At 35.1% G+C, this 13,113-nt stretch carries 10 protein-coding genes; 6 read left to right on the top strand and 4 right to left on the bottom strand.

Annotation, left to right across the window (positions count from 1 at the left end; genetic code table 11):
• Positions 1-32: 32 nt before the first annotated feature.
• Complete coding sequence (locus ACRHOC_RS07275; RefSeq protein WP_431157930.1) at positions 33-254, bottom strand: hypothetical protein; 222 nt, start codon at positions 252-254, stop codon at positions 33-35.
• Positions 255-364: 110 nt separating this feature from the next.
• Here ACRHOC_RS07275 and ACRHOC_RS07270 point away from each other — a divergent pair, with 110 nt between their 5' ends.
• Complete coding sequence (locus ACRHOC_RS07270; RefSeq protein ID WP_431157929.1) at positions 365-1,288, top strand: LysR family transcriptional regulator; 924 nt, start codon at positions 365-367, stop codon at positions 1,286-1,288.
• Here the strand turns inward: ACRHOC_RS07270 and ACRHOC_RS07265 are convergent.
• The 3 genes from ACRHOC_RS07265 to ACRHOC_RS07255 all read right to left on the bottom strand — a co-directional run bounded on the left by ACRHOC_RS07265 (position 1,285) and on the right by ACRHOC_RS07255 (position 4,373).
• Positions 1,285-2,376, bottom strand: a complete 1,092-nt coding sequence (locus ACRHOC_RS07265; protein ID WP_431157928.1) for a heparan-alpha-glucosaminide N-acetyltransferase domain-containing protein — start codon at positions 2,374-2,376, stop codon at positions 1,285-1,287. The two genes, ACRHOC_RS07270 and ACRHOC_RS07265, sit on opposite strands and share 4 nt — an antisense overlap.
• 89 nt (positions 2,377-2,465) lie before the next feature.
• Positions 2,466-2,987, bottom strand: a complete 522-nt coding sequence (locus ACRHOC_RS07260; RefSeq protein WP_431157927.1) for a GNAT family N-acetyltransferase — start codon at positions 2,985-2,987, stop codon at positions 2,466-2,468.
• A 159-nt stretch (positions 2,988-3,146) separates the two neighbouring features.
• Complete coding sequence (locus tag ACRHOC_RS07255) at positions 3,147-4,373, bottom strand: S41 family peptidase (RefSeq protein WP_431157926.1); 1,227 nt, start codon at positions 4,371-4,373, stop codon at positions 3,147-3,149.
• Positions 4,374-4,521: 148 nt separating this feature from the next.
• Between ACRHOC_RS07255 and ACRHOC_RS07250 the strand changes: the two genes are divergently transcribed.
• The 5 genes from ACRHOC_RS07250 (at position 4,522) to ACRHOC_RS07230 (ending at position 13,092) form a co-directional block, all read left to right on the top strand.
• The gene (locus tag ACRHOC_RS07250) at positions 4,522-5,907 is read left to right on the top strand and encodes an alanine/glycine:cation symporter family protein (RefSeq protein WP_431157925.1); all 1,386 of its coding nucleotides are present in this window, start codon (positions 4,522-4,524) and stop codon (positions 5,905-5,907) included.
• A complete protein-coding gene (locus ACRHOC_RS07245; protein ID WP_431157924.1) occupies positions 5,900-6,157 on the top strand; it encodes a DUF4212 domain-containing protein in 258 nt (85 codons plus the stop codon). Before ACRHOC_RS07250 ends, ACRHOC_RS07245 begins: the two co-directional genes overlap by 8 nt.
• Positions 6,147-7,877 carry a sodium:solute symporter family protein gene (locus ACRHOC_RS07240; RefSeq protein WP_431157923.1) on the top strand — a complete coding sequence of 577 codons (1,731 nt, stop codon included), beginning with the start codon at positions 6,147-6,149 and terminating at the stop codon, positions 7,875-7,877. Before ACRHOC_RS07245 ends, ACRHOC_RS07240 begins: the two co-directional genes overlap by 11 nt.
• 8 nt (positions 7,878-7,885) lie before the next feature.
• Positions 7,886-9,793 (top strand): acetate--CoA ligase, encoded by a 1,908-nt coding sequence (acs, locus tag ACRHOC_RS07235; protein WP_431157922.1) that lies wholly within the window; start codon positions 7,886-7,888, stop codon positions 9,791-9,793.
• A gap of 368 nt (positions 9,794-10,161) precedes the next feature.
• Positions 10,162-13,092, top strand: coding sequence for a fibronectin type III domain-containing protein (locus ACRHOC_RS07230; RefSeq protein ID WP_431157921.1), 2,931 nt, complete (start codon positions 10,162-10,164; stop codon positions 13,090-13,092).
• Positions 13,093-13,113 lie beyond the last annotated feature (21 nt).

The raw sequence follows: 13,113 nt of genomic DNA, 5'->3' as shown, positions 1-13,113 counted from the left end.
GTAAATTTTTCTAGGTTGTTATAAGGTTAGATTTAGTTTGTTTCCATAAGCTTTATAATGGCCACACAGGTAATTATAAAGCCACAAACTGCGATGTGTTCCATAAAGATGTTGCCATTCATGTAAGACAATGTAAGTAATCCCGAAAGTCCCAAAATGGTTAACGCCGCGGTTACCTTTGGTCGTGTTGTAGATTTCTTTTCGCCACCTTTTCTTAAGCCTTTTATGGAAGCATTTGATTCTAATCTTGACATAACGTTTTGTGGTTAATAATTGTTTATTAAAAATTAATTCGGTGCAAAATTGAAACAAAAATTTTATTTATTTTTATATATATTTTTAATGATATACATAAACAAAAATTATGAATTATACCTTACATCAGTTACAAATATTCTTGAAGATCACACAGCTAAAGAGCATTACGAAGGCTTCTGAAGCTTTGTTTTTAAGCCAACCAGCTGTTTCTATACAGTTGAAAAAATTTCAAGATCAGTTTTCGATTCCGCTTACCGAAGTGGTGGGGCGCCAATTGTATGTGACTGATTTTGGTAAAGAAATTGCAGAAGCTGCGGAGAATATTTTAAATGAAGTACAGGCCATTAATTACAAGACCTTATCGTTTAAAGGGCAGGTAGCTGGTCGTCTAAAAATATCTGTGGTCTCTACAGGAAAATACGTGATGCCTTATTTCTTATCTGATTTTACGAATAAACATCGAGGTGTAGATCTTATTATGGATGTAACTAATAAGCAGAGCGTGGTGAAGAGCCTCGAGAATAATGAGGTTGATTTTTCATTAGTATCAGTCATACCCGAACAATTAAATCTGGAGAAAGTGGAGCTCATGGCCAATAAGTTGTATTTGGTTGGTAGTACCAAAAAGAAGTTTGATCGCAAAGTGAGTACCAAGAAAATTTTTGAAACCTATCCAATGTTGTATCGTGAGGATGGTTCTGCAACCCGAAACGCGATGGAAGAGTATATTGCTAGCCATAATATAGACACACCAAAACGAATGACACTTACGTCTAACGAAGCTCTTAAACAAGCTGTTATTGCTGGTTTGGGCTATTCTATTATGCCTATTATTGGTATTAAGAACGAACTTAAAAGTGGAGATTTGGAGATCTTACCATTTAAAGATTTGCCGATGGTAACCACATGGCATTTGGTATGGCAAAAATCTAAGAATCTATCACCAACAGCAATTGCATATCTTGAGTTTTTAAAAGCCGAAAAGCACCGAATTATAGAAGAGAATTTTGGTTGGTACGACCAATACTAGGTCGTTTTAAATTTATCGATAAGCCTACGAATCTGCAAATAAAGAAAGGCATTGGTTTTAGCATAGTGAAAGGAAATAAAACAAACCGTTGCTAAAAAAACTCCAGCACCTAATATCGCTTGCCAAGGATTTAAGGTTTTTCCAATAAGTTGATAAAGACCATAACCTGTGAAACTGCCCCAAATAATAATAAAGTGAATCACATAGATAGACAAGGTCTTTTGTCCAATACGTAAGATTAAGGGTTGTTTTACGATGAACTCGAACGCATAGAATAGTGCGAATAAAATGAGCACGTTCCCTAATCTGGTGTAGAGGTAGTTAAAGTAAGCTACATCTTTAAAGAGCTGAATATCGCTCCAGTAATAGAGTTGCATAAGTGTATAAGATGAGGTGTAGATTAAAAACAGACCAACTACAATAAAACCAGTAATGATACCCAATTTGAACTTTGGACGCTCTAAGTATCTATAAAATAGTGTAGCGATAAAGGCACCAAAGGCCATATAACCAAACCACGGCAAGATGGTAAAAATAGAACCATGCGCTTTCGTCATGTAATTGGCAAAAATCTCTGGAGTGTTGGGTAACTGTAAATTGCGGTATAGAGGCTCTGTAGTAAAAATAAGTAAGCCTATCTGAAGCATAAGCACAGAGAAGACCAAAGTGTTTTTTAGACAGAGTTGATAAACAAGTACCACACCAATTAGGGATAGACCAATACATTGGAGTACATCGATAACTAGGAAATAAGAATTAAACTCACCAACCAACCATTGAAAAATTGGGATGCGTAACAGATAACCAACACCAATGAGCATAAGCCCTCGCATTAATCCTTTGCGAATACGTTGTTTTACGGTGCCTTTCTTTTTGGCTTTAATGAGAAGGTATGAAAATATCAACCCAGAGATGGTAAAAAATGTAGGAGCGGTAATTCCTCTAAAGTAGGTCCATATTTGAAACGCAGTATTGGAATCGTCTCTATACTCTACGGCCAATAAGGTGTCTATAAAATGTCCTTGTAACATCATTAAGATGGCAAAAGCACGTACAGCGTCTATAAAATAGAGTCTATTAGATTTCAATAGTTGAGTAGGTTAGACCACAAATGTAATATTTAAAGAATTAATAGGATTTTGACTGGTGTTCAACAACCATTGTTAGCCACTGTATTCTATAGTTCTTTTCTCATTGCAATAAATTCAAAATTTTCCTTTCCAATTTGAAAGTCGTGATTTCCGATTTTTTCAAATGCGTTTTTCTTGTAAAAATTTATTGCTCGTTCGTTGCTGTTTAGCACAGAGAGCCAAATTTCCTTAAATTTCAGTTCCTGTGCTTTTTTCAAGAGTAAATTTTGTAATTCCAATCCAATTTTCATTGATAAAAAATCTTTCAAGACGTATATTTTTTGAAGTTGGCAAATATTTGTCGAGTCGATAAACTCTGACTTGGAATTCAATTTAAGTTTTGCATAACCAACCGGTAGTCGGTTCGCAAATGCTATCCAAAAAACATTATTTGGTTTGGTAATTCCATTTTCAATTTTTTCGACTGAAAATGTAGAATTATAATAATTCAATAAATCTTTCTTATCTCTAAAAAAATGTCCAAACGTTTCGGTAAATGTAATTCTTCCAAGAAGGGCAATAAATTTAGCGTCTTCTTTATTCGCCAATCTGATTTTTATGTTGTTCATATTTTTATGCAGAGAAGTTTTGTTGATATTGTGGTTAACGTTAAGATAAATTCAGTTTTAATTCAAGTAATCAATTGTATTACGCAATTTAGTTATTGAGTTAAGAAAACCAAGGTTTTAGAAAACTTGATTGTGAGAAAATATCAACACATTTAAATATTAGTTAGATGAAATAATGAGATCTTTCAACTGATCTACCCAATCCTTATGTATATTTAAGATCTCATCAGGTAAGATCCCTTTAGATTCAAAATCAAGATAGGTGCTATGTTTTTTAGCTGTTAACACTGCCCTAAATTGCTTACAAGGTAAATCGTAACTACTATCTTTTATTTCAAAGGCCAAAGTGCCATTAGTGCGCATTCCAAGCAGTTTACAGTTTTTTAATTGGCGTAATCGATAAGCAAATTGTTCAGCGTTGCTCATGGTTCTATGGTTCATTAACACATAGATTTTATTATTCTTAGCATACTGCTTTAATTGTTTATATAAAATATTAGAATTACGTTGGCCACCACCACCATTATTTCTTAAGTCTACAATAAGATGTTTCTTATTTAAAGTGCCTTCTAAGGTCTTGTAGAACTTTTCTGCTTTGGATAGTGTAGGGTTCCATGAATTAAAGCTTCCAACTTTTAAATATGTAATATCATCGGAGATTTCTTCTCTAAAATAGATACTATCTGAGCGTGTTTCTCTAGCATAGTTTTTCTCGTTTGTATCCTTTTGAAATCCCATAAAATAGAAAATACCATTTTCTATTCGTTCAGTATATGCGATTAGGCGTTTAGACACCATACTACCACCTATACCCAAAAGGTAATTTTTACCGTAAGGGATGAAGTTGTAAATAATCTCACCCTCTTGCCATACTTCAGTTTCAGATTTAAGAATAATCGCTTGGTATCGGTCTGAGATTTTGTAAAGGCCTAGTGTCATATAGTTATCTCTCTTGTAAATACCTTCAATATCTGTTTTTGCTTTAGAACTTAACTCCATTTTTAAACTGTCTAGATTTAAATTTGGTTTAGAATAGGCGCTAAAAAGGACTGATTTTTTAAAGGCCTTAAACTTTTCCGCATCCTTTTTTACATCACTTATGGCTCCTAAATCGAGTCCATAGACACGACTGTGGTTATCATTTAATGAGAGCAATAACTTATTCATTAAAAAATGACAATCAATCAATGAAGTTGACGACGTTACATCTTTTGAGAGCTTTTCATACGTGGAATTATAGAGGTTCTTATTGAGTTTGTAGGCAGGTGTTTTCTTTATCTTTTCGTTCAAAAACTTAAAGTCTTCAACACAATTACAACCATTATTCTGTCCGTAGCTCATTGTTATAAACACAATGAATAGGAATAGGTTAATACTATTTTTCATTCTAATTTATCTAAAGTTGCACTTATGTGCCCTTTTAATTTAAATAAGGTTATCGAAATTAGAGGATTCCAATTTGAAAGTCAACCTATTATTGTAGCTATTCCAATAAATTATTAACAGTCCTTGAGATTCCTTATTTTTAGCCTTAGTGAAAACGCTTAATTCTATTTTAGAGCAATTTTCGTCCCTTGCTTGGGGATTACCATTACTTATTCTGTTAATAGGAGGAGGATTATATCTCCTTATACGCTCTCAGTTTTTACCCTTTCGTTATTTAGGTCATGCTATTAGTGTTTTAAGAGGGAAGTATGACGATCCTAACGATCCTGGTCAGATTTCCCATTTTCAGGCCTTAACTACAGCTTTATCTTCAACAATTGGTATGGGTAATATTGCAGGTGTCGCCTTAGCCATTTCGATTGGTGGACCTGGCGCTATGTTTTGGATGTGGGTAAGTGCCATTGTTGGGATGTCAACAAAGTTTTTTACCTCAACTTTGGCCATTTTATATCGTGGTAAGGATAGTTTAGGAGAGGTACAAGGTGGGCCCATGTATTTTATTATGGAAGGCCTCGGTAAACATTGGAAACCTCTAGCCCTTATGTTTAGCTTTTTTGGCATGTTGGGTGCCTTACCTGTGGTGAATGTTAATCAGCTAAAACAGGCCATTAACGATATTATCCTCATACCAAATGGTGTAGAGGTATCCTTGCAATCTAATCTTATCATTGCCTTGATTTTGGTGGTCTTTACAAGTCTAGTCATATTAGGCGGTTTAAAACGGATAAGTACTATGGCTTCGCGTCTGGTACCTTCTATGGTATTGCTCTATTTTGTTTTGGTCATTATCATTTTAGCCATAAACTATTCAGAAGTACCACACTATTTAGCTTTGATTGTAACCGATGCTTTTAATGCAGATTATTATCCAAAAGATGAGTCCTTTTTAGGTGGTGTGCTGGGTGCACTAATATTACATGGCATAAAGCGTGGTGCGTTTTCTAATGAGGCAGGTCTTGGGACGGCTCCTTTAGCACATGGTGCTGCTAAAACAGATGAACCTGTTAGAGAAGGCCTTGTAGCGATGCTCGGCCCAGCAATCGACACTTTAGTGGTATGTACCTTAACAGCATTAGCTATTTTAGTCACTGGTGTTTGGGAAACTACTGCTGATAATGGTGTGAGTTTAACCGCCAATGCCTTTCAAAGTGCCATGCCAGGTTATGGTCAGTACCTATTAATGCTTTGTGTGTTCTTTTTTAGCGTGTCCTCGTTATTCTCTTATGCCTACTATGGTAACAAATGTCTATCCTTTCTCATTGGAGCAGATAAGAAACACTATTATAATTACTTTTACATTGCTAGTATAGTCTTAGCCGCTACAACAGAATTTGAAGCCATGATCAACTTTATAGATGGTGTCTTTGCGCTAATGGCAATACCAACAATGTTATCTACCATTATTTTGGCACCAAAGGTGTTGGAGGCGTCTAAATCGTATTTTAAACGTTTAAAATCAACCAAAAATGAATAATAACAATAAGGCAAAGGCCTATTGGCGTATGAACATTAAATACGTTCTCCTCCTTTTAGCCATATGGTTTATAGTTTCCTATGGAGCAGGAATTTTGTTTAAAGACCAATTAAACACGATTATAATCGGTGGTTTTAAATTGGGTTTTTGGTTTGCCCAACAAGGTGCTATGTATGTGTTTGTGATACTCATTTTTGTCTATGTTCGGTTAATGAACAAACTCGATAAGAAATTTGGCTATGATGAATAATCTTTCTTTAATAGCCACTTTAGATGTGCAGTCTTGGACTTATATTTTAGTCGGGCTGACCTTTACCCTTTATATTGGGATCGCCATTTGGTCGCGTGCAAGTTCTACCAAAGAGTTTTATGTTGCTGGCAGTGGTGTTTCACCTTTAGCCAATGGTATGGCAACAGCTGCAGATTGGATGAGTGCGGCTTCTTTTATTTCAATGGCTGGTATTATCTCATTTGCAGGCTACGATGGTGCAGTGTATTTAATGGGTTGGACAGGTGGTTATGTCCTTTTAGCACTTTTACTCGCGCCTTACTTACGTAAATTTGGTAAGTTCACAGTGCCTGATTTTATTGGTGATCGCTATTATTCAAAAACAGCAAGGATTGTTGCTATTTTTTGTGCTTTATTGGTTTCATTTACCTATGTCGCTGGTCAAATGCGTGGTGTAGGCATTGTTTTCTCAAGATTTTTAGAAGTAGATATAGATACAGGTGTAATCATCGGTATGCTCATTGTTCTTTTTTATGCGGTGTTAGGAGGTATGAAAGGGATTACCTATACTCAGGTGGCGCAGTATTGCGTGCTTATTTTTGCGTTTATGGTTCCGGCCATTTTTATATCTATTCAAATGACCGGAAATCCTATTCCACAATTAGGTTTTGGTTCAGAATTAAACGATGGCTCTGGGAATTACCTACTTGAAAAGCTTGATGGATTAAGTACTGAATTAGGTTTTGCTGAATATACCGAAGGATCAAAATCAATGATTGACGTTTTTGCGATTACCTTAGCATTAATGGTTGGTACGGCAGGTCTACCACATGTCATTGTTCGGTTCTTCACCGTAAAACGTGTTAAAGATGCACGTAAATCTGCTGGTATTGCCTTATTACTTATTGTTATTCTTTACACCACAGCACCAGCTGTTGCGGCTTTTGCACGTACTAATATGATAGAAACGGTTTCTAATCAACCTTATGCTGAGGTACCACAGTGGTTTAAGAAATGGGAGACTACAGAACTCATAAAATTTGAGGATAAAAACGAAGATGGTTTAATACAGTATGTGGCGGATGCATCAAAAAATGAATTAGTTGTCGATAGAGACATTATGGTTTTAGCCAATCCTGAAATAGCAGATTTACCCAATTGGGTAATTGCCTTAGTAGCAGCAGGTGGTTTAGCCGCAGCATTATCAACAGCAGCAGGACTATTATTGGTGATATCATCATCAGTGTCTCACGATTTAATTAAGAAAATCATTAAACCATCAATTTCAGAAAAAGGAGAGCTTGTTGCTGCACGCATGTCGGCAGTTGGTGCAGTGTGTGTTGCAGGTTATTTTGGTATAAATCCACCAGGTTTTGTAGCAGCAATTGTAGCATTAGCTTTCGGTTTGGCGGCAGCCTCATTTTTTCCAGCAATTGTATTAGGTATTTTTTATAAACGCATGAATAAAGAGGGTGCTATCGCAGGAATGGTGGTTGGTATTATTAGTATGCTTTTGTATATGATTAAATATAAATTAGGCTGGTTTGATGCTGAATTACCTCCAAAAAGTGAATGGTGGTTGGGTATTTCTCCAGAAGGTTTTGGAACTGTTGCTATGTTGCTTAATTTTATAGTAGCAATAATAATAATGAAATTAACTAAAGCACCACCAAAATCTGTTCAGGATGTCGTCGAGGACATTAGAATTCCTAGTGGTGTAAATAACCCAATACAGCATTAATTAGCAGCATGAGTAATTATCACATAAAACATCTTGAAGAGTACTTTCAAGTCTATAGAAAGTCCATTTCTAATCCAGAATCTTTTTGGGAGGAAATTGCTGAAGAACATTTTGTTTGGCGCAGAAAATGGGATAAGGTTTTAAGCTGGGACTTTTCAAATCCTGAGGTGAATTGGTTTAAAGGTGCAAAATTGAATATCACTGAGAATTGTTTAGATAGACATCTTAGAACACGTGGAGATAAGACAGCAATTTTATTTGAGCCTAATGATCCTAATGAACCAGCTGAGCATATTACTTATAAAGATTTATTTGAGCGTGTTTGTAAGTTTGCAAATGTATTACATGATAAAGGTATTGGAAAAGGAGATCGGGTTTGTATCTATTTACCAATGATTCCAGAATTAGCAGTAGCTGTTCTCGCCTGTGCAAGAATTGGTGCAATTCACTCTGTTGTATTTGCTGGTTTCTCATCTACAGCACTTTCTACACGCATTAATGATTGTGACGCCAAAATGGTAATAACTTCTGATGGTTCATATAGAGGAGCAAAGACCATAGATCTTAAAGGTATTGTTGATGAAGCCTTAGAGGATTGTCCTGGTGTGGAAAATGTATTGGTTGCAAAACGTATTAATTCAGAAATTGAAATGAAAGAGGGACGTGACCATTGGTTGCAACCCTTATTGGATGACGCATATAGAGATTACTCTGCTGTAGTCATGGATGCAGAAGATCCTTTATTTATATTATATACGTCTGGTTCCACTGGAATGCCAAAAGGCATGATGCATACAACTGGAGGGTATATGGTATATGCAGCTTATACTTTTAAAAATGTGTTTCAGTATACTGAGGATGATGTGTATTGGTGTACAGCTGATATAGGTTGGATTACTGGTCATAGCTATATTGTTTATGGTCCGCTAGCTAATGGAGCAACAACCGTTATGTTTGAAGGCGTACCTAGTTATCCAGATTTTGGACGTTTTTGGGAGATTGTTGAGAAACATAAAATCAATCAATTCTATACGGCACCAACTGCAATCAGAGCTCTAGCCAAACATGGAACTGAATTGGTTGAAAAGTATGATCTATCAAGTTTGAAGGTACTAGGATCTGTTGGTGAGCCAATAAATGAAGAAGCTTGGCATTGGTATAATGATAATATTGGACAGAAAAAGTGTCCAATTGTAGATACCTGGTGGCAAACTGAAACAGGAGGAGTTATGATTACACCAATTCCTTTTTCTACACCGACAAAACCAACTTATGCGACTTTACCATTTATTGGGATTCAACCTGCATTAATGGATGAGGACGGTAATGAAATCATAGGCAACCAAGTTGATGGTAGATTATGTATAAAATTCCCATGGCCATCGATGGCAAGAACCATTTGGGGCAATCACCAAAGGTATAAGGATACTTACTTCTCTGCATTTGAGAATATGTACTTTACAGGTGATGGTGCTCTGCGCGATGAAGTTGGTTATTATAGAATTACGGGTAGGGTAGATGATGTTATAATAGTGTCTGGTCATAACCTTGGTACAGCACCTATAGAAGATGCTATTAACGAGCACAATGCTGTTGCAGAATCTGCCATTGTTGGATTTCCACATGATGTTAAAGGAAATGCCTTATATGGTTATATCACTTTAAAGGATACGGGTGAAAGCCGTGACCATGAGAATGTGCGAAACGAAATAAATCAATTGATTACAGATCGTATAGGTCCTATTGCTAAGCTAGACAAAATACAATTTACTTCAGGTTTACCTAAAACAAGATCTGGTAAGATAATGAGACGTATTTTACGTAAGATTGCCTCTAAAGATACCAGTAATTTAGGAGACACAAGTACTTTGCTAAATCCAGAAGTTGTTCAGGATATTAAGGATAATGTCTTGTAATTTAAGATTCTAATTAGAAAATTAGAATTAACCTTCAAAGTCGAAATCGTCACCGTTGCCGTTACCTCGGCCACTACGTTCACGTTGTTTCTGTTGATTGAAGCGGTAAGTAAAAGCTAGGTTAAACGACCTCACACGCCATTGAAACTCACTATAGCCTTCGAAGGAATTAGTGAAGTTTTCACTTATACGTTTTATCGAATTTTCAACTATAGAAAAAGTTCACCTTAAATGACTTTTTGTATTACTTCTAAAGGAGATATTGCATTTCCACGAAATTAATGGGCTATCAACTTTAGTTTTCGAATTTATTTTCAAAAAATTTTAATTTCCGCTCCAATTCTCTAAAGAATTAAAAATTTGAATATATGCTTAAAAAATATTTTCAATTAATTTTCTTGTTAATAGTGATTCACCATTTGGCATATGCTCAATCGGTAATTAGGGGGCCATATTTACAGAAGGTTACTCCAAACAGTATCGTAGTTAAATGGCGGACAGATTTAAACGTCAATTCTGTTATTGAGTATAGTACGAATCAACAATTTGATACCTTTACTGTGCTAGATACAAATATTCAAAAGACAGACCATGAAATTGAAATTACTGGTCTGACTCCATATACAGTATATTATTATCGTATTGGTAACGGTGGTTCTTTAATTAATAATAGTACAGATTTATATTTTAGAACTAGTCCCACAATAGGTGAAGTTAATCCTTATTCATTTTGGGTATTGGGTCGTGTTGGGAATGCAAATCTTAATAACATCAATGCTTTAAATGTAAGAGATGAGTATTATAATTACATAGATGAAGGATTAACTGATGGAATTATTTTTACTGGTGATAATTCAAATATAGGTACTGATTCTGGATATCAAACAAGTGTTTTTGATATGTATGGATCAAAACTTGCAAATTCAGTACTTTGGTCCTGTTTTGGAAACTTAGATGCGGAAAGTGCAACATCCAGCAATCAATCCGGTGTATATTATGATATTTTTACTTTTCCGAAAAGTGGGGAGTCAGGAGGTTTAGCGTCAAATACAGAAGCTTATTTTTCTTTTGATTACGGTAATATTCATTTTATGGTACTCAATTCTCATGACGAAGACAGAAGTGTAGGTGAAACGATGTATAATTGGGCATTATCAGATATTCAAAACACATCACAAGATTGGATCATAGCAATTTGGCATCATCCACCATATTCAGGTGGTTGGCATCCTTCCGAAGGATTAGACATTTATGGGAATCCTTCAGAGATAAATCTTACTGAGATGAGGGAGAATTTCGTTCCAATGCTTGAATCCAATGGTGTTGATATGGTTATTACTGGTCACTCCGAATCTTATGAAAGGTCATTTTTTATTAATGGGCATTATGGTCTCTCAGCTTCTTTTGATTTGAAAGAACATAGTGTAGGTCCAACTGGCGCGGGAGATGGGAAAGTTTCAGGAAATGGTGTTTACAGTAAGTCAAAAATTGGAGATAAAGCCGGACTAGGAACAGTTTATACAGTAGTTGCTAATTCTGCCTCATCAGTAACTAAATTGTTCAATCATAATTCTACTTTTTACTCGCCAGACTATCAACAAGGATCTGGAATTCTTGAAATTAATAATAAAAATCTGACCTTTAAATATTTGAATAAAAATGGAGTGATTGAAGATTCTTTTACGATTCATAAAGGTCCAGATTATATATTTGATGGTACATGGCAGAATGGAAATAATCCAGATGGAGTATCATCAAATATGGAAGATATTGCTATTGTTTCGGGTAATACATCAATTTCTTCTAATACAGTTGCAAATACATTAGTGGTTAGTCCAGGGGCAAAAGTAAGTCTTGATGCTGGTGTTGATTTAACAATTAATAGAATACAATTAGAGTCAGAATCTGATAATTATGCGGTGTTAAACCCAGAAGAGACAAGTAATATAAATGGCTCAGCAATTTATAAACGTTTTACTAATCAAATTGGTTCAGGATCTTCTGGAGGTAATGACTTAATTTCTTCTCCTTTGACTAATGGAACAATGGAAACTTTCGGAGATTTTGCTATTTGGAATAAGAATTTAGCTTCCTCTGGAGATATCAGAGCCTTTGGCTTGTTTAACAATGAGTCAGGAAATTATGAAAACTTCAATATTGTTGCTAATGAAAACACTGCTCTTGAACCAGGAAGGGGTTACAGAGCAGCCACTTTGGATGGAAGTCCGCTAGAATTTAGAGGGAATATTAACATTAGTAATGTCAATCCAACAATAACAATAGGTTCATCGAGTATTTGGAATCTTGTGGGAAATCCGTATACAAGTTATGTTGATAGCCAGGCTTTTATTACTGAAAATGGATCACTTGGCAATAATGTATTAGATACAAGTTTTAATGCAATATATGGTTATAATGCTGGGACTGATGGAAGTGGTATCTGGACTGTAATTAATAATGTTCAAAATATTAGTAAAAATATTGCACCAGGTCAAGGTTTTTTTGTTGCTTCAAATGGCGTTGGTGGATCTAATAATTTATCATTTACGCCGTCAATGAGAACCAATAACGGGAACGATGATTTTATTTTGGGACGTACTGAAATTGAAAATTCAATATCACATTTGAAAGTTGGTATTGATAATACAAATAAGTCCTATTTTACAGATTTTTACTTTACTGAAAATTCAACATTAGGATTAGACCCAGGTTTCGATGCAGGCTCAATTGATGCAACATTTGCTAATTTTTCTTTATACTCTAGACTTGTCGAAGACAACAATGATATTGATATGGCTATCCAAGCATTGTCAGTTAATCATTTAAATGATGTGACAATACCATTGGGAATAAACGCCCCATCTGGATTACCTGTGGTCTTTAGCATAATTGAGAATGACTTACCAACAGAAATACAAGTCTATCTTGAAGATAATATAACGAACTCGATGGTGTTATTAAATGCCAATGAATATAGTTTTACACCAACTGAAAATGTAAATGGCACAGGGAGATTTTTTCTTCATTTGACTTCTCAGGTGTTATCTGACAACGAAGCTTTATTAAATGGATTACATATATATACAACATCATCACCAAAAAAACTAAATATAGAGGGTTTATTGGCCGAGCAAACTACTTTGGAGATTTATGACTTGCACGGTAGGTTGATGTTAACAAGTCAACTCAATGATAGGTTTTTTAATTCTATTGAGCTGGATTTTTTAAGTAAAGGCGTCTACATTATAAAATTACAATTAGGAGAGTTTATAAAAACTCAAAAAGTTATTGTAAATTAATTTAATTAGAAATTACCCTTC

Source organism: Winogradskyella poriferorum, from assembly GCF_050618035.1.
In the GTDB taxonomy this organism is placed as follows: domain Bacteria; phylum Bacteroidota; class Bacteroidia; order Flavobacteriales; family Flavobacteriaceae; genus Winogradskyella; species Winogradskyella poriferorum_A.
This window is presented reverse-complemented; position numbering and strand designations above follow the sequence as displayed.

What these genes read in the sequence shown, in the direction of transcription:
- ACRHOC_RS07230 (WP_431157921.1), top strand. Translation starts at nt 10,162, where the DNA reads ATGCTTAAAAAATATTTTCAATTAATTTTCTTGTTAATAGTGATTCAC.
- ACRHOC_RS07255 (WP_431157926.1), bottom strand. Translation starts at nt 4,373, where the DNA reads ATGAAAAATAGTATTAACCTATTCCTATTCATTGTGTTTATAACAATG.
- ACRHOC_RS07240 (WP_431157923.1), top strand. Translation starts at nt 6,147, where the DNA reads ATGATGAATAATCTTTCTTTAATAGCCACTTTAGATGTGCAGTCTTGG.
- ACRHOC_RS07260 (WP_431157927.1), bottom strand. Translation starts at nt 2,987, where the DNA reads ATGAACAACATAAAAATCAGATTGGCGAATAAAGAAGACGCTAAATTT.
- ACRHOC_RS07275 (WP_431157930.1), bottom strand. Translation starts at nt 254, where the DNA reads ATGTCAAGATTAGAATCAAATGCTTCCATAAAAGGCTTAAGAAAAGGT.
- ACRHOC_RS07270 (WP_431157929.1), top strand. Translation starts at nt 365, where the DNA reads ATGAATTATACCTTACATCAGTTACAAATATTCTTGAAGATCACACAG.
- acs (WP_431157922.1), top strand. Translation starts at nt 7,886, where the DNA reads ATGAGTAATTATCACATAAAACATCTTGAAGAGTACTTTCAAGTCTAT.
- ACRHOC_RS07245 (WP_431157924.1), top strand. Translation starts at nt 5,900, where the DNA reads ATGAATAATAACAATAAGGCAAAGGCCTATTGGCGTATGAACATTAAA.